This window comes from Streptomyces sp. NPDC051677 (assembly GCF_044453465.1).
GTDB lineage: Bacteria > Actinomycetota > Actinomycetes > Streptomycetales > Streptomycetaceae > Streptomyces.
Window position 1 is genome coordinate 40410 of record NZ_JBITCT010000049.1, and the last position, 18257, is coordinate 58666.

At 73.0% G+C, this 18257-nt stretch carries 16 protein-coding genes and 6 tRNA genes; 13 read left to right on the plus strand and 9 right to left on the minus strand.

The window, feature by feature from the left end; genetic code table 11:
* Positions 1-339: 339 nt before the first annotated feature.
* The 3 genes from cobT (at position 340) to ACIBAF_RS39665 (ending at position 6807) form a co-directional block, all read left to right on the plus strand.
* On the plus strand, positions 340-4524 hold the full coding sequence (gene cobT, locus ACIBAF_RS39655; protein ID WP_399469983.1) for a nicotinate-nucleotide--dimethylbenzimidazole phosphoribosyltransferase: 4185 nt from the start codon (positions 340-342) through the stop codon (positions 4522-4524).
* Between the two features lie 168 nt (positions 4525-4692).
* A complete protein-coding gene (cobA, locus tag ACIBAF_RS39660) occupies positions 4693-5925 on the plus strand; it encodes a uroporphyrinogen-III C-methyltransferase (protein WP_399469985.1) in 1233 nt (410 codons plus the stop codon).
* A 63-nt stretch (positions 5926-5988) separates the two neighbouring features.
* Positions 5989-6807 (plus strand): TrmH family RNA methyltransferase, encoded by an 819-nt coding sequence (locus tag ACIBAF_RS39665; RefSeq protein ID WP_399469987.1) that lies wholly within the window; start codon positions 5989-5991, stop codon positions 6805-6807.
* Here the strand turns inward: ACIBAF_RS39665 and ACIBAF_RS39670 are convergent.
* Positions 6804-8207, minus strand: coding sequence for a serine/threonine-protein kinase (locus ACIBAF_RS39670; RefSeq protein WP_399470038.1), 1404 nt, complete (start codon positions 8205-8207; stop codon positions 6804-6806). The genes ACIBAF_RS39665 and ACIBAF_RS39670 overlap by 4 nt on opposite strands.
* 568 nt (positions 8208-8775) lie before the next feature.
* On the opposite strand from ACIBAF_RS39670, the gene ACIBAF_RS39675 reads away from it, so the two are divergent.
* From ACIBAF_RS39675 to ACIBAF_RS39685, 3 genes are all read left to right on the plus strand, one after another.
* Positions 8776-8970, plus strand: coding sequence for a hypothetical protein (locus tag ACIBAF_RS39675; protein WP_079663464.1), 195 nt, complete (start codon positions 8776-8778; stop codon positions 8968-8970).
* Positions 8971-9175: 205 nt separating this feature from the next.
* Complete coding sequence (locus ACIBAF_RS39680) at positions 9176-10111, plus strand: phosphotransferase family protein (RefSeq protein WP_399469990.1); 936 nt, start codon at positions 9176-9178, stop codon at positions 10109-10111.
* Positions 10112-10192: 81 nt separating this feature from the next.
* The gene (locus tag ACIBAF_RS39685; RefSeq protein WP_079663466.1) at positions 10193-10501 is read left to right on the plus strand and encodes a zf-TFIIB domain-containing protein; all 309 of its coding nucleotides are present in this window, start codon (positions 10193-10195) and stop codon (positions 10499-10501) included.
* A 54-nt stretch (positions 10502-10555) separates the two neighbouring features.
* On the opposite strand, the gene ACIBAF_RS39690 is transcribed toward ACIBAF_RS39685, so the two are convergent.
* The 5 genes from ACIBAF_RS39690 to ACIBAF_RS39710 form a co-directional block, all read right to left on the minus strand.
* Positions 10556-10627 (minus strand) — tRNA-Val (locus ACIBAF_RS39690).
* Positions 10628-10646: 19 nt separating this feature from the next.
* Positions 10647-10718 (minus strand) — tRNA-Val (locus tag ACIBAF_RS39695).
* 34 nt (positions 10719-10752) lie between these two features.
* Positions 10753-10824, minus strand: a tRNA-Val gene (locus ACIBAF_RS39700).
* A gap of 1 nt (position 10825) precedes the next feature.
* Positions 10826-10899 (minus strand) — tRNA-Cys (locus tag ACIBAF_RS39705).
* 38 nt (positions 10900-10937) lie between these two features.
* Positions 10938-11010: transfer RNA gene (locus ACIBAF_RS39710), tRNA-Gly, on the minus strand.
* Positions 11011-11198: 188 nt separating this feature from the next.
* On the opposite strand from ACIBAF_RS39710, the gene ACIBAF_RS39715 reads away from it, so the two are divergent.
* The 3 genes from ACIBAF_RS39715 to ACIBAF_RS39725 all read left to right on the plus strand — a co-directional run bounded on the left by ACIBAF_RS39715 (position 11199) and on the right by ACIBAF_RS39725 (position 13993).
* On the plus strand, positions 11199-12251 hold the full coding sequence (locus tag ACIBAF_RS39715) for a chorismate-binding protein (protein WP_399469992.1): 1053 nt from the start codon (positions 11199-11201) through the stop codon (positions 12249-12251).
* The gene (locus tag ACIBAF_RS39720; RefSeq protein WP_399469994.1) at positions 12248-13069 is read left to right on the plus strand and encodes an aminotransferase class IV; all 822 of its coding nucleotides are present in this window, start codon (positions 12248-12250) and stop codon (positions 13067-13069) included. Before ACIBAF_RS39715 ends, ACIBAF_RS39720 begins: the two co-directional genes overlap by 4 nt.
* A 99-nt stretch (positions 13070-13168) precedes the next feature.
* Positions 13169-13993, plus strand: coding sequence for a GNAT family N-acetyltransferase (locus tag ACIBAF_RS39725; RefSeq protein ID WP_399469996.1), 825 nt, complete (start codon positions 13169-13171; stop codon positions 13991-13993).
* Between the two features lie 22 nt (positions 13994-14015).
* Here the strand turns inward: ACIBAF_RS39725 and ACIBAF_RS39730 are convergent, their stop codons facing one another.
* Positions 14016-14534 carry a DsbA family protein gene (locus ACIBAF_RS39730; RefSeq protein WP_399469998.1) on the minus strand — a complete coding sequence of 173 codons (519 nt, stop codon included), beginning with the start codon at positions 14532-14534 and terminating at the stop codon, positions 14016-14018.
* A 295-nt stretch (positions 14535-14829) separates the two neighbouring features.
* Here ACIBAF_RS39730 and ACIBAF_RS39735 point away from each other — a divergent pair, with 295 nt between their 5' ends.
* Positions 14830-15276, plus strand: coding sequence for a hypothetical protein (locus ACIBAF_RS39735; protein ID WP_399470000.1), 447 nt, complete (start codon positions 14830-14832; stop codon positions 15274-15276).
* A gap of 374 nt (positions 15277-15650) precedes the next feature.
* Positions 15651-15854, plus strand: coding sequence for a hypothetical protein (locus tag ACIBAF_RS39740; protein WP_399470040.1), 204 nt, complete (start codon positions 15651-15653; stop codon positions 15852-15854).
* A 99-nt stretch (positions 15855-15953) separates the two neighbouring features.
* On the opposite strand, the gene ACIBAF_RS39745 is transcribed toward ACIBAF_RS39740, so the two are convergent.
* Both ACIBAF_RS39745 and ACIBAF_RS39750 read right to left on the minus strand, forming a co-directional pair.
* Positions 15954-16514: a CGNR zinc finger domain-containing protein gene (locus ACIBAF_RS39745; RefSeq protein WP_399470002.1), complete on the minus strand. Its 561-nt coding sequence runs from the start codon at positions 16512-16514 to the stop codon at positions 15954-15956.
* Positions 16515-16846: 332 nt separating this feature from the next.
* Positions 16847-17260 (minus strand): SsgA family sporulation/cell division regulator, encoded by a 414-nt coding sequence (locus tag ACIBAF_RS39750; RefSeq protein WP_004002642.1) that lies wholly within the window; start codon positions 17258-17260, stop codon positions 16847-16849.
* A gap of 191 nt (positions 17261-17451) precedes the next feature.
* Here ACIBAF_RS39750 and ACIBAF_RS39755 point away from each other — a divergent pair, with 191 nt between their 5' ends.
* Both ACIBAF_RS39755 and ACIBAF_RS39760 read left to right on the plus strand, forming a co-directional pair.
* Positions 17452-17913, plus strand: coding sequence for a TIGR02611 family protein (locus ACIBAF_RS39755; RefSeq protein ID WP_399470004.1), 462 nt, complete (start codon positions 17452-17454; stop codon positions 17911-17913).
* A 133-nt stretch (positions 17914-18046) separates the two neighbouring features.
* A tRNA-Val gene (locus ACIBAF_RS39760) sits at positions 18047-18118 on the plus strand.
* Positions 18119-18257: the final 139 nt, after the last annotated feature.

Genomic DNA, 18257 nt, shown 5'->3' on the forward strand with positions numbered 1-18257 from the left:
TGTCGTACCGCGCGCGGTAGGCTGGCCGATCGTCGTACCGCTTCCGTTCGCCCGGCGCTTCGTCGGTCAATGTCCGGAAAACACATCCCTTTTGGGGGGTGTGTGGTACGGCAGAACCGGAGGGCGCGCAACGTGGCGCAGTCCACAGCGGAGCGTCGCGGATCAAGCTGTCGCGACGCGACGACGGCCGGGACAATGCCACTGAATGGCTTTGTCGCTTTTTCGGGCGGGTCGTTCGTGCCGCTGGGCACGGACGCTCGTTCTTCACTACGGGGCGGTCGGTGCGCCGCTCCGGGTGAGCCGGCCGCAGGAGCACTAACCGATGGGCGAGGGGTACGCATGACCGACACCGGCCAGGTCCCGGGCGAGGGGCTGCCGGAGAACGCAGGCATGGTGGAGCAGCCGGGCGCCTCCGCGCACGGTGCGTACACCTACCTCTCCGAGAGCACCGCCGAGGACGAAGACCTGTTGCTGCTGCCGGGTGCCCAGAGCGCGTGGGGCAACGAGGTGGCGCCGCCCGCGCCGGAGCCGGTGGTCGAGGCGGTGCACGAGCCGGGTCCGCACGAGACGTCCGGCCGCGACAGCGGTTCGGTCGACCTCAGCGCCGTCCGCCTTCCCGGCCCGTCGACGCCCCAGACGGCCCCGCGCCGTCCCCTGCACCTCGGCCCGCCTATCCCCGACGCCTCCGCCAGCCCGGTCCGCTCGCTCGCCGACCGCGGTCCCGCGGGCGCGCCGGTGCGACAGCCCGGCCCGGCCGCGTCCGGTCCCGAGTACCTCGACGTCCCGCCAGTGCGCGAGATGCCGCCGCAGGGCGCGGCCCCCTGGGGCGCAGCGCAGGCCACGGCCCAGGCGCCCGCCCAGGCCCAGGTCGCGCCTGGGGTGACGACTGCGGAAACGGTTGTTCCGGCAGTGGCGGTCACGGAGTCGCAGCAGACCGAGCCGGTGGGCGTGGCCCAGGCGGTCGTGACCCGCGTGGCGACCGAGGCGATCGCCGCGACCTCCCCGGAGGGGAGCGACGCCGACGGCGCCCAGCCCGCGCCCGCCGCCGAGACGTACGGAGTCGTCGACCCCGGTCAGGTGTTCGGAGCCGCGATGATGGCGGAGGCCGAGCAGGTTCCCGTCGAGGCGGTCGTCGAGGCGGTCGTCGAGGCCGGGCAGGACGCGGCCGACGTCTCCGTCCCCGTCCCCGTCTCCGGCGACGACGGAACGCCGAAGGCGCCCGCCGCGCCGGCGGACGCGCCCGCAGGGCAGGCCGTCGCCGAACAGCCGGTGGACGCGGCGCAGGCGGTACCGGAGGCGCCGGAGGCTGCGGAGGACCCGGCCGTCGCCCCCGAAACCGCGCAGACGTCTGAGCCGGTCGCGGCCGAGGCGGTCGAAGCGGCTGAGCCGGTCGCGGCCGAGGCGGCCGAGCCGGTCGCGGCCGAGGCGGCTGAGCCGGTCGCGGCCGAGGCGGCTGAGCCGGTCGCGGCCGAGGCGGCCGAGCCGGCCGAGCCGGCCGAGCCGCCCGAGCCGGCCGAAGTGGTTGAGCCGGCCGAATCGGTGGAGGCGGCCGAAGCGGTGGAGGCGGCAGAGCCGGGAGCGGTCGCTGCGACGAACCCCGTGGAGGCGCCCGTCGCCGAGGCGGCCGAGGTCGCGCAGGCGATCCCTGCCGAGGCCGAGGCGGCTCAGCCGCAGCCGCAGACGCAGGAGCCCGACGCGAGCGTCGGCGCCACGCCGGCCCCGGAGGCGCCCGCGGCGGAGCCGGTTCCGGTTCCGGATCCGGTCGCGGAGGCCGTCGTCGCACCGCAGGCCGTTTCCGAGGCCCCCGTCCCCGACCCGGTCGTGGCCCCTGAGCCCACCCCCGCCCCCGAAGCCGTTGAGGCTCCCGAGCCCGTGGCGATCGTGACCCCTGAGACGCCGGAACCGGCGACCCCCGTGGCGGAAGCTCCCGCCGTGGAGGCCGAGGCCCCCGCGCCCGAACCGGAGGTCTCCGCCGCCCCCGAGGGCGTGCAGTTCATCGACGCGCCGGCGGCCCCCGCCGAGCCGACCGCCCAACAGGCGGAGCCCGAGCCGACACCGCAGGCGGAGCCGCTGCCCGAAGCGGAGCCGGAAGCGGAGGCCGTCGACGAGTCTCCCGCCCCGCCTGTCCAAGCCGCGGACTCCGTGTCTCACATCCCGGACGCCGTTGCCCCGGAGACGGTCCCGCCGGCGGAGCCCGAACCCGAGGCCGCGCCCCCTGTCGCCCAGCCCCAGCCCCAGCCTGAGCCCGTCCTCGCAGTCACCCACGCGGAGCCGGAACCACAGCCGGAGCAGCAGCCCGTGACGAAGACGGCGGAGCCGACCGTCGAGGCACTCCCCGTGGACGCCACCCCCGCCCCGCCGGTCGCCGCTCCCCTGGACGTCCAGCCGGAGGGCCGGCCGGACCAACCGGACCTTCCCTTGGGTCAGTTCGAGCCGGTCGAGGACACGGCGCTCCCCACGGAGGAACAACCGGTCCCCGAGATGACGCCGGCCCCCGAGGAGCTCGCGGAACAGCAGCAGGCCGCGGAAACGGCCGCTGTTCCCTCGACCGGCACGGGTCCGACCGGCACGGATTCCGCCGTCATGGGTCCCACCGCCCTGGGTCTCACCGTCACGGTCCCCGCCCCGCGCGGCGCCGACCCCGCTCCCGCCCCGGCGACCCCGGACGCGGAGCACGCGAACGACATCAACGACCCCGATGTCGCACAGAGCCCGGAGGACCTGGACACCAGGGCCGCCGACCAGGAAGAGAGCCCGGCCGCTGCAGTGGAAGAAGCTCGAGAGTCCACCGGCCCCGCCGCGCCCGCGTACGACGACGCCGAGCGCGAGGCCGTACTGAAGGTCATGCGCGAGCGCCGGGACATCCGCAACGGCTTCCGCAGCGACCCGATCCCGCACGAGGTGCTGCTGCGCGTCCTGGAGGCCGCCCACACCGCCCCCTCGGTCGGCCACTCGCAGCCCTGGGACTTCGTCGTGATCCGCTCGGCCGACACCCGGCGCGCGATGCACGAACTGGCGATGCGTCAGCGCGACGCGTACGCGCTGTCCCTGCCCAAGGGCCGGGCCAAGCAGTTCAAGGAACTGAAGATCGAGGCCATCCTCGAGACGCCGGTGAACATCGTCGTCACCGCCGACCCGACCCGCGGCGGCCGCCACACCCTGGGCCGGCACACGCAGCCGCAGATGGCGCCGTACTCCTCCGCGCTCGCGGTCGAGAACCTGTGGCTCGCCGCCCGCGCCGAGGGCCTCGGCGTCGGCTGGGTCAGCTTCTTCGACGAGCGCGAGATGGTGCGGGCGCTCGGCCTGCCCGAGCACCTCGAAGTCGTCGCCTACCTGTGCGTCGGCTACGTCGACGAGTTCCCGGACGAGCCCGAGCTGATGCAGGCGGGCTGGGCCAAGCGCCGCCCGCTGTCGTGGGTCGTCCACGAGGAGACGTACGGCCGTCGCGCCCTGCCCGGCGAGGACCCGCACGACCTGCTCGCGGAGACCGTCGCCAGCGTCCGCCCGCTGGACGCCAAGGCGCTCGGCGAGGCGTGGGAGCGGCAGAAGCGCATGACGAAGCCGGCCGGGGCGCTCGGCATGCTGGAGATCATCTCCGCGCAGCTGTCCGGCCTGTCCCGGCAGTGCCCGCCGCCGATCCCGGAGCCCGCGGCCGTCGCGATCTTCGCCGGCGACCACGGCGTGCACGCCCAGGGAGTCACCCCCTGGCCGCAGGAGGTGACGGCCCAGATGGTCGCCAACTTCCTCGGCGGCGGCGCGGTCTGCAACGCCTTCGCGTCCCAGGTCGGCGCCGAGGTCTGCGTCGTCGACGTGGGCGTGGCCGCCGACCTCCCGGCGACCCCGGGCCTGCTGCCCCGCAAGATCCGCGCGGGCACGTCCGACATGACCACCGGCCCCGCGATGACCCGCGAGGAGGCCAAGCAGGCCATCGAGGTCGGCATCGAGACGGCCCGCGACCTGGTGGCGGCCGGCAACAAGGCACTGCTCACGGGCGAGATGGGCATCGCGAACACGACGGCGTCCGCGGCCCTCATCTCGGTCTTCACGGGCGCCGACCCGGCCGAGGTCACCGGTCGCGGCACCGGCATCAACGACGAGACCCTCGCCCGCAAGACCGAGGTCGTCCGCCGCGCCCTGGACCTCCACCAGCCGGACCCGGCCGACCCGATCGGCGTCCTGGCCGCGATCGGCGGCTTCGAACACGCGGCGATGGTCGGCCTCCTCCTCGGCGGCGCGTCCCTGCGTACGCCGGTGATCCTGGACGGCGTCAGCGCCGGAGCCGCCGCGCTGGTCGCACGCGCCATCGCCCCCGAGGTCCTCGCGGCCTGCATCGCGGGCCACCGCAGCGCCGAACCCGGCCATGTGGCCGCCCTGAACAAGCTGGGCCTGCGCCCCCTGGTCGACCTCGACCTCCGCCTCGGCGAGGGCACCGGCGCCCTGCTGGCCCTGCCCCTGGTCCAGAGCACGGCCCGCGCCATGCACGAGGTGGCGACGTTCGACTCGGCGGGGGTGACCGAGAAGTAGGACCCGCCGGGGGCCCGGCGGCGGCAGTCGGCGGACATACGCCGGCGGGTCTGCACCCCTGCGCGGCCCCCGGCCCCGCCGTACCCTGAGCCCACCTCTAAAATCCGCACGTCAGGGCCGCTCCAGAGCCGCAGCGCCCACCCTTGCCCGCACGAGGAGCCGCACCTCATGGCCGAACACCCCGCCTACCCCGTAGGCCTCCGCCTCACCGGCCGCAGGGTCGTCGTCCTCGGCGGCGGCCAGGTGGCCCAGCGCCGCCTCCCCACACTGATCGCGGCAGGCGCCGACATCCACCTCGTGTCCCCGGAGGCGACCCCCTCCGTCGAGGCGATGGCCGACGCGGCGGAGATCACCTGGCACCAGCGCCCCTACGCCGAAGGCGACTTGGCGGACGCCTGGTACGCCCTCATCGCCACCAGCGACCAGGAGGCGAACACCCGGGCCTCGGCCGAAGCGGAGCGGAGCCGCGTCTGGTGCGTCCGCTCGGACGACGCCGACCGGGCCACCGCGTGGACCCCGGCGACCGGGCACAGCGAGGGCGTCACGGTCGCCGTCCTCACCACGGACGCCCGTGGCCGCGACCCCCGCCACACGGCGGCCATCCGCGACGCGGTCGTCGAGGGCCTGCGCGACGGCACCCTCGTCGCCCCCCACCACCGCACCCGCACCCCCGGCGTCGCCCTGGTCGGCGGCGGCCCCGGCGACCCGGACCTGATCACGGTCCGCGGCCGCCGGCTCCTCGCCGAGGCGGACGTCGTCATCGCCGACCGGCTAGGCCCGCGCGACCTGCTCGCCGAACTCCCGCCGCACGTCGAGGTGATCGACGCGGCGAAGATCCCCTACGGCCGCTACATGGCCCAGGAGGCCATCAACAACGCGCTGATCGAGCACGCCAAGCAGGGCAAGTCGGTCGTCCGGCTCAAGGGCGGCGACCCGTATGTCTTCGGCCGTGGCATGGAGGAGCTCCAGGCCCTCGCCGCGGCCGGGATCGCCTGCACGGTCGTCCCCGGCATCTCCAGCTCGATCTCCGTCCCGGGCGCGGCCGGCATCCCCGTCACCCACCGGGGCGTCGCCCATGAGTTCACCGTGGTCAGCGGGCATGTCGCCCCCGACGACGAGCGCTCCCTGGTCGACTGGCCGTCCCTGGCGAAGCTCACCGGCACCCTGGTGATCCTCATGGGCGTCGACAAGATCGGGAAGATCGCCGAGACGCTCGTCGCGCACGGCAAGTCGCCCGACACCCCGGTCGCCCTCGTCCAGGAGGGCACGACGGCCGCCCAGCGCCGCGTCGACGCGACCCTGGCGACGGTCGCCGAGACGGTCCGCGCCCAGGAGGTCAAGCCGCCGGCGGTCATCGTCATCGGCGCGGTCGTGACCGTCGGCCCGCGGACATCCGAGTAACCGCGGGTAACACAACCGTTCCGAGCCGTTGGCACCACACCCAGGACAAGGCAGTATCACCCTGTGGCCGATCTCATCACCGTTGAGGACCCCGACGACCCGCGCCTGCGCGACTACACCGGCCTGACCGACGTCGAGCTGCGCCGCAAGCGCGAGCCCGCCGAGGGGCTGTTCATCGCCGAGGGCGAAAAGGTCATCCGCCGGGCCAAGGACGCCGGGTACGAGATGCGCTCGATGCTGCTCTCCGCGAAGTGGGTCGACGTCATGCGCGACGTCATCGACGAGCTCCCGGCGCCGGTGTACGCCGTCAGCCCGGAGCTCGCCGAACGCGTCACCGGCTACCACGTCCACCGCGGCGCGCTGGCCTCCATGCAGCGCAAACCGCTGCCCACCGCCGCCGAACTCCTGCAGACCGCCCGCCGGGTCGTCGTCATGGAGTCGGTCAACGACCACACCAACATCGGCGCGATCTTCCGCTCGGCCGCGGCCCTCGGCATGGACGCGGTCCTGCTCTCACCGGACTGCGCCGACCCCCTCTACCGCCGCAGTGTGAAGGTCTCGATGGGCGCGGTCTTCTCCGTTCCGTACGCCCGACTGGACACCTGGCCCAAGGGCCTGGACTCGGTCCGCGAGGCCGGCTTCGCCCTCCTCGCCCTCACCCCGGACGAGAAGGCCCGCAGCCTCGACGAGGCCGCTCCGCACACCATGGACAGGGTCGCCCTCATGCTGGGCGCGGAGGGCGACGGCCTCTCCACCCAGGCCCTGGTCGCCGCCGACGAATGGGTCCGCATCCCCATGTCCCACGGCGTCGACTCCCTCAACGTGGGCGCGGCAGCAGCGGTCGCCTTCTACGCAGTGGCGACGGGCCGCCCGCAGGCCTAACCCGCGGGGTCGGTCCCCAGCGGACCGTCGACGACCCACTCCGGCCGGACGTGCTGCCGCTCGTGCCCCTGTTCCTGCCGTACGACGTCGTTGTCACCGCCGAGCCCGCGCGCCGGTCCCTCGCAGCCCTGGACGAGGGCGATGCCGAGCGCGACGAGCAAAGTCACCACGACGAAGACGAACAGCCGCTGACGCAGCAGACGCGGGTTGGCGGGTCGCCGCCCGGTCCCCGTGGTCCTCGGCCCCTGTCGCCCGGCCCCGCCGCGGGGCGCCGGTCGGCTGCCGCCGCCGGGACGGGTGGGCCGGGAGCCTGGAGCCGGCCGGGCTCCGGACCGTGACGACGAGGCGCGCTCACCGCCGCCACCGCGCGGGGCGCCGGTCCCGCGGGCGGGAGCCCCGCCCCGGGACGGAACCGCACCGCGCGAGGACGGCACTCCGTTCCGCGGCGGGGGAGTGCGCGGCCCGCCCGGCTGGCGCAGCGTGCGCTCCGGGTGACCGGGGTCGGAGAGCCGTCCGGTGGGACGGTCCGCCTCGGCCGCCCGCGGCGCCGCGGGCCGCGCGTCCGACAGGCCCTGCGACTCCCGGGTCGCGATCTCCTTGAGCCGCAGGGAGAGATCGAGGGTGCTGGGCCGCTCCTCGGGATCCTTCGCCAGACAGGCCCGTACCAGCGGGGCCAGCGCGTCCGGAACGCCGTGCAGCTGCGGCTCCTCGTGCACCACGCGGTACAGCATCACCTCGGAACTGCCGTGCCCGAAGGGCGAGTCGGCCGTCGAGGCGTACGCGAGCGTCGCGCCGAGCGAGAACACGTCGGTGGCCGGAGTGACCATGGCCCCGCGCACCTGCTCCGGCGCGAGGAACCCGGGGGAGCCGACCGCCGTGCCGACATGCGTGAGCGTGGAGGCGCCGGTCGCCCAGGCGATGCCGAAGTCGATGATCCGCGGGCCCTTGGGGGAGAGCAGGATGTTGGAGGGCTTCAGGTCCCGGTGCACGACCCCGGCCTCGTGCACGGCGAGGAGCCCCTCCGACAGCGCGGCCCCGATCGAGGCGAGCTCGGCGGCCCCGAGCGGCCCCTCGTCGTTGACCTTGTCGTGGAGGGACGGCCCGGGCACGTACTGCGTGGCGAACCACGGCCGGTCGGCGTCCAGATCCGCCGCGACCAGTCGTGCCGTGCATCCGCCCCGGATCCGCCGCGCCGCCGAGACCTCGCGCGCGAACCGCGACCGGAACTCCTGGTCCTCCGCCAGATCGGGCCGGATCACCTTCAGCGCGACCCGCTGCCCCTTCTTGTCGGAGCCCAGATAGACGACGCCCATCCCACCCGCGCCGAGCCGCCGGTGAAGCCTGAACGAGCCGACGACGCGCGGGTCCTCGCGCCTCAGGCGCATCATCGCCATGTTCATCCCCGCTGCCCGGTCCGTTTGACGTGGCACAGCTTACGTTTCCACGGCCGTCGGCGCGCAGAGGCCGCGCCCTCTCGTCCCGATCGATTGTCCGTGCCGGACGGGAGACGTGAAAGGGGGTCAGGGGACCTGCGAACAGGCCTGCTTTGGCCGTTCTGTGACCTCAACCACGTGTCACAGAAGGGCGGTTGAACCGATGCGGGGGGACCGCGTCGAGAGGGACGCCGACGCCGGCGACCCATCCCGGACCTACGACGGGACGGCCTGCCAAGCGGGCCGCCGGGGGGACATGACAGCACGGCGAAGGCCGGTGGAAGTGAGCGAAGTCACTCCCGGAGCGGGCACCCTTCCGGGAAGACCCCGAGACCTAGGACCTTGTCTCCACCCAGGGGAGTACTCCGCAGGTCACGGCTCATCCTCCGGGAGGCCCGGCAATCGGTACGAAGGCATGACGCCCAGCAGCCGCCATCCGCCTAGATTTGAGGTCAAGCGGCGGGTGCAGCACTCGTCCCCCGAGGTCAGACACCCGCCGCTGCCAACGACAACTGATCAGGTCAGGAGAGGGACCATGGCCCACACGGCACCGCGGACGATGATCCGCACGCAGGGGCGCACCACACGCCCCCGCCGCACGGGTCGCCGCCACCCCCTGGTGGCGACGCTGATGGCCCTTCCCCTGGCGGTCCTGCTCCTCGTCGTCTTCGACGGCTGGGAGACAGTGGCCACACAGGCGTCGTCCGTGGGAGTGATGCTGGGGCGCTGAGCGGCGACCCCAGGCCCGGAAGAGCGGTCCGGGCGGGGACATCCACCCATGAAACCCCGTGGGGACGGGGGTGCGGCGGACGGCAAATAATGCAGGCGCAGCTGGGGAGCTGCGCCTGCATTGCTTTTCCCGGCCGCACGACCGCCCGGCGGCCTCACCTGCGTACCCTCGCGAGGAGACCGCCCGCCGTCGCCCAGGGAGCCCTGTGACCGCCCACCCCCTGCTCACCGAGCTCACCTTCCGGGCCCGAGCGCAGGCTCACCAAGCCGACGCGGCCTGCCCGTGCGGCGCGGCCACCCTCGCCGACCGCCCCGACGCCACCGTCGTCCGGCACGCCGGCACGGTCGCGAAGGCGCATGCCCCCGGCACCGACCCGGCCGACCTCGCCCCCCGCCTCGCCACGGCCGCTCGCCTCCCTGACGTCCTCCTCGCGCCCCTGGCGCCGACCCCGGTCCTTCTCCACGGCAGACCGGTCACGTTCTGGCCATACGGCGCCCCGGTGGATCCGGACGACCCGGACGCGGCCCCCTGGGAATGCGCGGGCGCCCTGCTCGCCCGGCTGCACCGCACGCCCGCCCCGACCGCTCTGCCCCCGATGCGCGGCCCCGCCAAGGCCGCGCACGCCGTGTCCCGCCTGCGCGCCGCCGGATCGCATCCCGCCGTCGCCCTCGTTCTGAACGCCTGGCGTGCGTTGCCCGCCTGGGCCCGCGCCGAGGCCCCCATGCCCGATGCGACGACCCTCTGTCACGGCGACCTCCACCTCGGCCAGCTCGTCCGTCACCCCGCTCCCGACGGCCCCTGGCGCCTGATCGACGTCGACGACCTCGGCGTCGGCGTCCCGGCCTGGGATCTCGCCCGCCCCGCCGCCTGGTACGCCTGCGGGTTGCTGCCGCCCGACGAGTGGACCCGCTTCCTGAGCGCGTACCGAGCCGGGTCCGGCCCCGCCGTCCCCGGGACCGGCGACCCCTGGCCCGCCCTCGACGTCCCGGCGCGCGCACTCACCGTGCAGACGGCGGCACGGGCTGTGACCAAGTCGGTGGCGCAGGAACGGCCGCTGGACGAGGTGGAGCAGTGTCTGATCGACGCCTGTGCCCGAATGGGCTGCGAACCCCCGCAGTTGGCGGCAGGCTTCGCGAAGTAGGGTGCAACCGACCGCGGCCGGACAGTGTCTGTCCTGGCGGTACGCGAAACAGGACCGACCGGCGAGGAGTTGAGCCGAACCATGCAGTGCCCGAAGTGTCACGCTCAGATGCACACGTACAACCGCAACGGCGTCCAGATCGAACAGTGCAGCAACTGCCGCGGGATCTTCCTCGACTACGGCGAGCTGGAGGCGCTGACCCGGGTGGAGGCCCAGTGGTCCCAGCCGGCGCCGCCGCCCCCGGCCGCCCCGCAGGCGTACCCGTCGGCCCCGGTCGCGCCCGCCTGGGGCGCCCCGCACGGCGGCGGTCACGGTGGTGGGCACTACGGCGGTCACCACGGCGGCCACAACCGGCACAAGAGCTTCGGTCACATGCTGTTCTCCAGCTGACCCGACGCACGGAAGAGCCCCCGACCGCGAAGGCGGCCGGGGGCTCTCGGCGTGTGGACGATACTGGGATTGAACCAGTGACCTCTTCCGTGTCAGGGAAGCGCTCTCCCGCTGAGCTAATCGTCCGGGATGGTGTGGTGCTGCGTGCGCGATACTGGGATTGAACCAGTGACCTCTTCCGTGTCAGGGAAGCGCTCTCCCGCTGAGCTAATCGCGCGGGACAGATCTCAGACCTTCCGGTCAAGATCCAGTGGACGATACTGGGATTGAACCAGTGACCTCTTCCGTGTCAGGGAAGCGCTCTCCCGCTGAGCTAATCGTCCTTGGAGGTGGAGACGGGATTTGAACCCGTGTAGACGGCTTTGCAGGCCGTTGCCTCGCCTCTCGGCCACTCCACCAGGAGTGTAGGGGCCCGGGAAGACCCCTTCTTCCTTCGAGCGGACGACGAGGCTCGAACTCGCGACCTCAACCTTGGCAAGGTTGCGCTCTACCAACTGAGCTACGTCCGCTTGTCGTTTCGTTCCGCTCTCGCGGCCCGGCGACGAGTTGAACTCTAGCGGATTCCGGGGCCAGTACAAAAACGCGTTTGCGCAGCGTGCTGCGCTGCGCCTGCTCGCGGACCTGGTCAGGCCCCTCGGGCGGGACAAGCGGGACATGCCCGACCCGGCCCCGACGGACTCGCCATAGACTCGACAACGTGCTCGACCTCCGTCCTCTCGCCCGTTTCGGCGGCCGCGTCGCCACCGGCCTCCTCGACGTCACCAGCGACCCCGCGGCCCTCGACTCCGCCGGTTTCTGGGCCGTTTGCGCCGACTTCGAGGGCCGTTTGACCTGCGCACGCTTCGCCGACGTACGCGAGGAGCCGGTGCCCGCTCCGGTCCCGGGGGCCTGGCGGGGCCCCGCGGCCGGTGACTGGACGTCCTCCCTCGACCGCGCCGGGTACACGGCCGGTGTGCGCCGCATCCGCGAGCACATCGCCGCCGGCGAGGTGTATCAGGCCAACCTCTGCCGCGTCCTGACCGCTCCCGTGGCGGCCGACGCCGACGTGGACGCGCTCACCGCCCTGCTGGCCCGGGGCAACCCGGCACCGTATGCCGGAACGATTCGGCTGCCTGCGCACGGCATAGAGACGGCCACCGCCTCCCCCGAGCTCTTCCTGCGCCGTACCGGGCGGGTCGTCGAGTCCGGGCCCATCAAGGGCACCGGGCGCACCGAGGCGGACCTCCTCGACAAGGACTACGCCGAGAACGTGATGATCGTGGACCTCGTCCGCAACGACATCGGGCGGGTCTGCGCCACCGGCAGCGTGACCGTTCCCGACCTGTGCACCGTCGAGAAGCACCCGGGTCTGGTCCACCTCGTGTCCACGGTCCGCGGCGAGCTGCGCGACGGCGACGGCTGGCCGCACCTGCTCGACGCCGCCTTCCCGCCCGGCTCGGTCACCGGGGCCCCCAAGTGCAGCGCCCTGGGCATCATCGACGCCCTGGAGACGGCGCCCCGCGGCCCTTACTGCGGCGGCATCGGCTGGGTCGACGCCGACCGCGGGACCGGCGAGCTGGCCGTCGGCATCCGCACCTTCTGGATCGACCGCGCCGCCGACGGCGCGGCCGTGCTGCGCTTCGGCACCGGCGCCGGCATCACCTGGGGTTCCGACCCCGAGGCCGAGTGGGAGGAGACCGAGCTGAAGGCGTCCCGACTGCTCGCGGTAGCGTCGGGAGCGTACGAGGTGAGTGAAGGGACGCTTACGTGAAGATCTGGCTCGACGGCGGGCTGCAGGACATCGAGTCCGCCCGTGTCTCCGTCTTCGACCACGGGCTGACCGTGGGCGACGGCATCTTCGAGACGGTCAAGGCGGTGGACGGCGCGACGTTCGCGCTCACCCGCCACCTCGACCGGCTGACCCGCTCCGCACGCGGCCTCGGCCTGCCCGACCCCGACCACGACGAGGTCCGTCGGGCCTGCGCCGCCGTCCTGGAGGCCAACCCGATGCCGCTCGGCCGACTGCGCATCACCTACACCGGAGGCCACGGCCCTCTCGGCTCCGACCGCGGCGACCACGGGCCCACCCTCGTGGTCGCCCTCGGCGAGACCACCCGGCGCGCCGACTCCACGGCCGTCGTCACGGTGCCCTGGACCCGCAACGAACGCGGCGCGCTCACCGGCCTGAAGACGACCTCGTACGCCGAGAACGTCGTCGCCCTGGCCCGTGCCCACCAGCACGGCGCCACCGAGGCGCTGTTCGCCAACACGGTCGGACAGCTCTGCGAGGGCACCGGGTCCAACGTCTTCGTCGTCCTGGACGGGGAGATCCACACCCCGCCGCTCGCCTCCGGCTGCCTCGCGGGCATCACCCGTGAGCTGACCGCCGAGTGGACCGGCGCCCACGAGACCGACCTTCCACTGGACGTCCTGGAGCGGGCGGACGAGGTGTTCCTCACCTCCACCCTGCGCGACGTGCAGGCCGTCCACCGCATCGACGACCGCGAACTGCCGGGCACGCCGGGGCCGGTGACCGCCAAGGCGATGCGCATCTTCGCCGAGCGGGCCGGGGACGACCTCGACCCGTGAGGCCGTGAGGCCGTGAGGCCGTGAGGCTCGCAGCGTCGAATCCGCAAGACCGCGGAAAACAGGCTGACGTGGCTCTCCACGACGGGTAGAAAGCCCCTGATGACCACGACTCTGCGGCCGACCGAGCCGCTTCAGCGCGCCGCCGACGGGGCCCTGTCACGCCACTACCGGGTGTGCGTGAACAGCCGTCCCGTCGGAGCCGTCCACCTCTTGACGTCCCCGGCCTTCGGGCCCGGCGTCGCCCAGATCGAAGACCTGCGCATCGAGGAGCCGGACCGCGGGCGCGGCCGGGGCATGGTGGCCGCGCTGGCCGCCGAGGAGGTGACCCGCGGCTGGGGCTGCAAGCGGATCGACGTCAGGGTGCCCGCAGACGCGCAGGCCGCGCTGCGGCTGGCGACGACGCTCGGCTACGTCCACCGCAACCGCGGCATGGAGAAGCCCCTCGGCGCCACCGCTCCCCGGCTGCCCGAGGGCAGCCGGGGCAGGCCGATGACGGAGGCCGAGTACGGGCCCTGGTACGAACGCGGCATCGCGGAGTACGCCCGGGACTGGTGGGAGCGCGGGGTGCCCGAGGACGAGGCGTGGGCCAAGTCGCGGCGGGACCAGGAACAGCTGCTGCTGCAGGGCCTGGCGACGGAGAACATGCTGTTCAGCGTCCTGGAGCACGAGGGCGCCCGGGTCGGGACGCTCTGGGTGTCGCTCGCCGACGACAGGGCGTTCGTGTTCGACGTCGAGACCGACGCGGCCTTCCGCGGCCGGGGCCACGGCCGCTCCCTGATGCTGCTGGCCGAGGCCCAGGCGATCGCGGCCGGCAAGCGGCTCCTGGGCCTCAACGTCTTCGCCGACAACACCCCGGCCGAGCGGCTCTACGAGTCGCTGGGGTACGTGCCGGTGAGCTACTCGATGTACAAGAGCCTGCTCTGAACCGACCTGCGCGGCGCCGGCCTCACGCCTGCTCGGCCAGCAGCCGGTCGGCGATCTCCTCGATCCGCTCCCGCAGCCCGTCCTGGCTCTTGCCGCCGTCGAGACGCTCACCGCCGATGACGTAGGTCGGGGTCCCGGTGACGCCGATCGCCTTGCCCTCGGCCTGGTCGGCGTCCACGATCAGGATGTGCCGGCCGTCGATCAGCGCGGTGTCGAACTCCTCGGCGTCGAGCCCGAGTTCACCGGCGACCTCGACCAGGAGGGGCTCCCCCTTACGGTCCAGCTCCGCCACCCGCCCCAGCACGGCCTCGACGTACGGCCACCCCTGCCCCTGCTCCAGGGCCTCCTCGGCGGCGAAGGCGTGCTGGTGCTTCTCCAGCGGGAAGTGCCGCAACCGCAGCTCCAGCCGGTCGCCGTAGCGCTCGCGCAGGGCGTGCAGGTCGTCGAGGGCGCCACGGCAGTCCGGGCACTGCAGCTCGCACCAGACGTCGAGGACGACGGCGGCAGGGGCGGGGGAGGAGGTCGGGGACGAGTCGCTCATGACGTCAGTCTCCCAGCCCCGGCCGGACCGCCCCAATCCGGATCACCGCCCGCACCCCAGGCAGACGTGCTCGTCCCCGGCCGAGCCCCTGAGGGAACCCCGAGGGAACCTTGAGGGAGGAGTACGTGCGGCACCTGCGGAGGAGTCGACCCGGAGATGTCCCTGATGTCCGGCCGGAGCATGGCCCGTGGGCGGTGTGCAGGTGCAGGATGGAAGGGACGAAGCGCCGGGCTGCCCGGCCGTGGCGCCGAGTCGCTCTGACCCTTGCCCGAGTGAGCCACGCCTGGAGGACCGGATGATCGCCGAGACAGTCTGTTCCGCCGTCGCCGCGGCCGGCCTGGGCATCGCGGTCGTCACGGCCTACCGCAAGCGCTTCCTGTCAGCCGCCCGTATCGCGGCCTACGCCCTGGTGCCGCTCGGGCTGGTGATGACCGGCGTCGTCGAATGGGTCGCCGACACCGCGTTCAGTCCCACGGCCTGGGCGGGCTTCGTCGTGCTCGGCGGCGCCTGGGCCCTGTTCGCCACGACCCGTGCCGTGGAGCGCCGCCGCGGCGGCACCCGCAAGGAGCGCAAGGCGGCGGCCCGCTCCGCACAGTCCGGGGCAGTGGCCCCCGCCGCCTCGGCGCCCTCGCTGGGCCAGGCCTCCCGCCCCGCGTCCCGTCCCGCAGCCGCACCACGGGCGACCGGCGGTTCCGACGACTTCAGCGACATCGAGGCCATCCTCAAGAAGCACGGCATATGAGGCACGCACAGAAGGCGGGGCCGGACCCGCGCCGGCCCTGTCCATGACGGCGTCAGGCTCTGCGTCCGCGACGGCGGCCTAAGGGCTGTCCCGTCATCCCTGGCGGGCGCGCGACGACAGCTACGGCTCCCCCACGCTCCGCTTCGCTCGCGCGGGAGGGACCCCCACCGCCGCGTCGTCGGAACGTCCGCATACATCCAGTATGCGGACGTCCCTCCGCCTGGCGATGCGCCGCATCTGACGCCGCACCCTGATCCACCAGGGACGACGGGACAGCCCTTAGCGTTGAAACGACACAGTCGGCCTGACCCCGCGCGGAAGTGATCACGGCCTGAAACCGACGTCACGGAATCCGGCGAACTCCCGCTCAATCCGTGCGTGTTGATCGCGCCGGGGGTCTCACCTGCGTCATCATCGCCCGCGAGATGCTGGACACGACACAGAGCGACGCCGCGCCGCCCAAGGACGAGCCGCGCGGGTGCCTCTTCGCCCTTTCCCAGCCACCGCTGATGATCTTCCTAGCGGTGATCGGGTGTCTGCTGCTCATGGCTTCGCTGCACGACCTGCTGCTGCTCTGAGCCGTACCCGCGGTCCCCGGCGTCACCCGCCGGGGCCGCGTCGGCATCCATCGACCCGGAGGACCCCCGTGAGCCTCGACGGCGCCTGCCCGGGACCCCTCAGCCCGCGGCCTCCTTGCGGCGCGCCCGGTAGGCGGCCACGTGGAGGCGGTTGCCGCAGGTGCGACTGTCGCAGTACCGGCGGGACCGGTTGCGGGAGAGGTCGACGAACGCGCGTCGACAGTCCGGGGCCTCGCAGCGCCGCAGCCGCTCCTGCTCCCCGGCCACCACGAAGAAAGCCAGCGCCATCCCGCAGTCGGCCGCGAGATGGTCGGCGACGGACGCGCCGGGTGCGAAGTAGTGCACATGCCAGTCGTAGCCGTCGTGATCGGTGAGGCGCGGCGTCGTGCCCGCGGCGGCGACCAGCTCGTTGATCAGACCGGCGGCGGTGCGGGGATCCGAGGCCGAGAAGATCGCGGCGAACCGCCCGCGGACCTTGCGCACCGCGGACAGGTCGAACTCGGAGAGCACGCCGACGTCACTGAAATCGTGCGTTCGTACGAAATTCTCGAGGGCGGCGACATCCGGCAGCGCGTCCGGGACCGTGTCGTCCTCCGGTGCGGTGTTCACCAGATCCACCACGGCATCGAGCGCACACCGGGTGTCGTGGGTGATCAGCACATTTCGCTCCCTGGCCTGGAGGGTCGGGCGGGCGCCCGCCGATGCTGGCCGATGGTAGCCGCACCGGGCCGCGGAACCACGGCCGATCGCGGCCCGGCCCCCTTGGGTGTCCGGTGCCGGAAGGGCGGGGCGTCGGATGGCGGAAGGCCGGAGCACCGGGTTCCGGCAAGCCCGGCAGGAGGGGGAAGCGCTGTCGGAGCGTGCCGGACGCACACCGACGCCGCGCCACGGGAAGCCCGTGGCGCGGCGTCGGCGCATACCCTATGCGGTTGTATGGGCCCGAGCCGTCTCCCCGAGTGGACGGCGCCGGGCGGCACGGTGTGAGCCTCGCCCTAGCTTTCCGCCAGGATGTGCGAGAGCTCCTGATCGAGATCGAAATGCCGGTGTTCCGTACCAGGGGGCACGGCCGCGTCCGTCCGCTTCAGGAAGGACTCCAGGGCCCGCGCCGGGGCTTCGAGCAGGGCCTCGCCCTCAGGAGAGCTCAGGGCGATGCAGACGACGCCCTGACCGTGGCTGCGCGACGGCCAGACACGGACGTCGCCGGTTCCCGTGGGCCGGTGCAGGCCCTCGGCGAGGAGGTCGCGGGCGAACACCCACTCGACGGTCTCCTCGGCTCCGGTGTGGAAGGTGGCGTGCACGGCGTAGGGGTCGGCCGTGTCGTACCGCAGGCCTGCGGGGACAGGCAGGGAGGACTCGCTCGACACAACGAGGCGCAGGTGCAGCTCGCAGCTGACCGTGGTGTTCATAAGCGCCAGGGCCTTTCGCTCAGTGTGCGCTCGGGGATTCGCACGTCGGCGAAATCGACATGCCACCTACGGTGCCGTTGTAAACCCCTCTGCGTGTTTTGCGTGCCTTTACGTAACTCTTCCGGCCGAGGGCTCGTTCGCGAAGTACCACCATTCCGGTGACCGGAATCCCTCGGGTAGGGTCTGGCTGTATGAATACGGGGAGTAACGAGCCGGGTGAGGCGGTCGTGGCAGTGGACGGGGCGAAGTCGGACGGGGCGGCGGAGGAGCCGCACGGGCTGGGCCTCGGCTCCAGGGCGCCCGAGTTCGTCAAGGCGCGCCGCATGCTGCACCTGAGCTGGCAGGTCGGCGTCTTCGTGATCGGCCTCGCCGTGGTGGCCGCCGGCATCGTCATGCTGCCGCTGCCCGGTCCCGGCTGGGTCGTGATCTTCGGGGGCATGGCGATCTGGGCGACCGAGTTCGTCTGGGCCCAGCTGGTGCTGCGCTGGACCAAGCGGAAGGTCACCGAGGCGGCACAGCGCGCCCTCGACCCGAAGGTGCGGCGGCGCAACATCATCCTGACCGTCGTCGGTCTGGTGATCATCGGCGTCCTCGTGGGTGTCTACCTGTGGAAATTCGGCCTGGAGATGCCCTGGAAGATCAAGGACCAGTGATCTTCGGCTGACCTCCGGCTGGCCTCTGGCTAACCTCCGGCCGGCCCTCCGTCGATCTTCGGTGCGGGCGCGGGGACCGGTCGGCCGTGGTCACGGCCACCCCCTGACATGGGGTAATGTTCTTCCTGCGTCCGGGCGATTAGCTCAGTGGGAGAGCGCTTCGTTCACACCGAAGAGGTCACTGGTTCGAACCCAGTATCGCCCACCCGGGACGGCGGCCCGTCTGCGAGAGTGCAGACGGGCCGCCGTCGTTCGCGTAACCGACCGCCCAGGGGTCCACTCGGTGCGGCTCCTTGTCGTGAGGGTGGGCGGCGACGGTGGTCGGCGAGGGTGGTCGGCGACCG

Bases quoted from the DNA above. Each gene is read 5' to 3' on its own strand.
- cobT (WP_399469983.1), top strand. From the start codon at position 340: ATGACCGACACCGGCCAGGTCCCGGGCGAGGGGCTGCCGGAGAACGCA.
- cobA (WP_399469985.1), top strand. From the start codon at position 4,693: ATGGCCGAACACCCCGCCTACCCCGTAGGCCTCCGCCTCACCGGCCGC.
- ACIBAF_RS39670 (WP_399470038.1), bottom strand. From the start codon at position 8,207: ATGAACATGGCGATGATGCGCCTGAGGCGCGAGGACCCGCGCGTCGTC.
- ACIBAF_RS39675 (WP_079663464.1), top strand. From the start codon at position 8,776: ATGGCCCACACGGCACCGCGGACGATGATCCGCACGCAGGGGCGCACC.
- ACIBAF_RS39685 (WP_079663466.1), top strand. From the start codon at position 10,193: ATGCAGTGCCCGAAGTGTCACGCTCAGATGCACACGTACAACCGCAAC.
- ACIBAF_RS39725 (WP_399469996.1), top strand. From the start codon at position 13,169: ATGACCACGACTCTGCGGCCGACCGAGCCGCTTCAGCGCGCCGCCGAC.
- ACIBAF_RS39730 (WP_399469998.1), bottom strand. From the start codon at position 14,534: ATGAGCGACTCGTCCCCGACCTCCTCCCCCGCCCCTGCCGCCGTCGTC.
- ACIBAF_RS39735 (WP_399470000.1), top strand. From the start codon at position 14,830: ATGATCGCCGAGACAGTCTGTTCCGCCGTCGCCGCGGCCGGCCTGGGC.
- ACIBAF_RS39750 (WP_004002642.1), bottom strand. From the start codon at position 17,260: ATGAACACCACGGTCAGCTGCGAGCTGCACCTGCGCCTCGTTGTGTCG.
- ACIBAF_RS39755 (WP_399470004.1), top strand. From the start codon at position 17,452: ATGAATACGGGGAGTAACGAGCCGGGTGAGGCGGTCGTGGCAGTGGAC.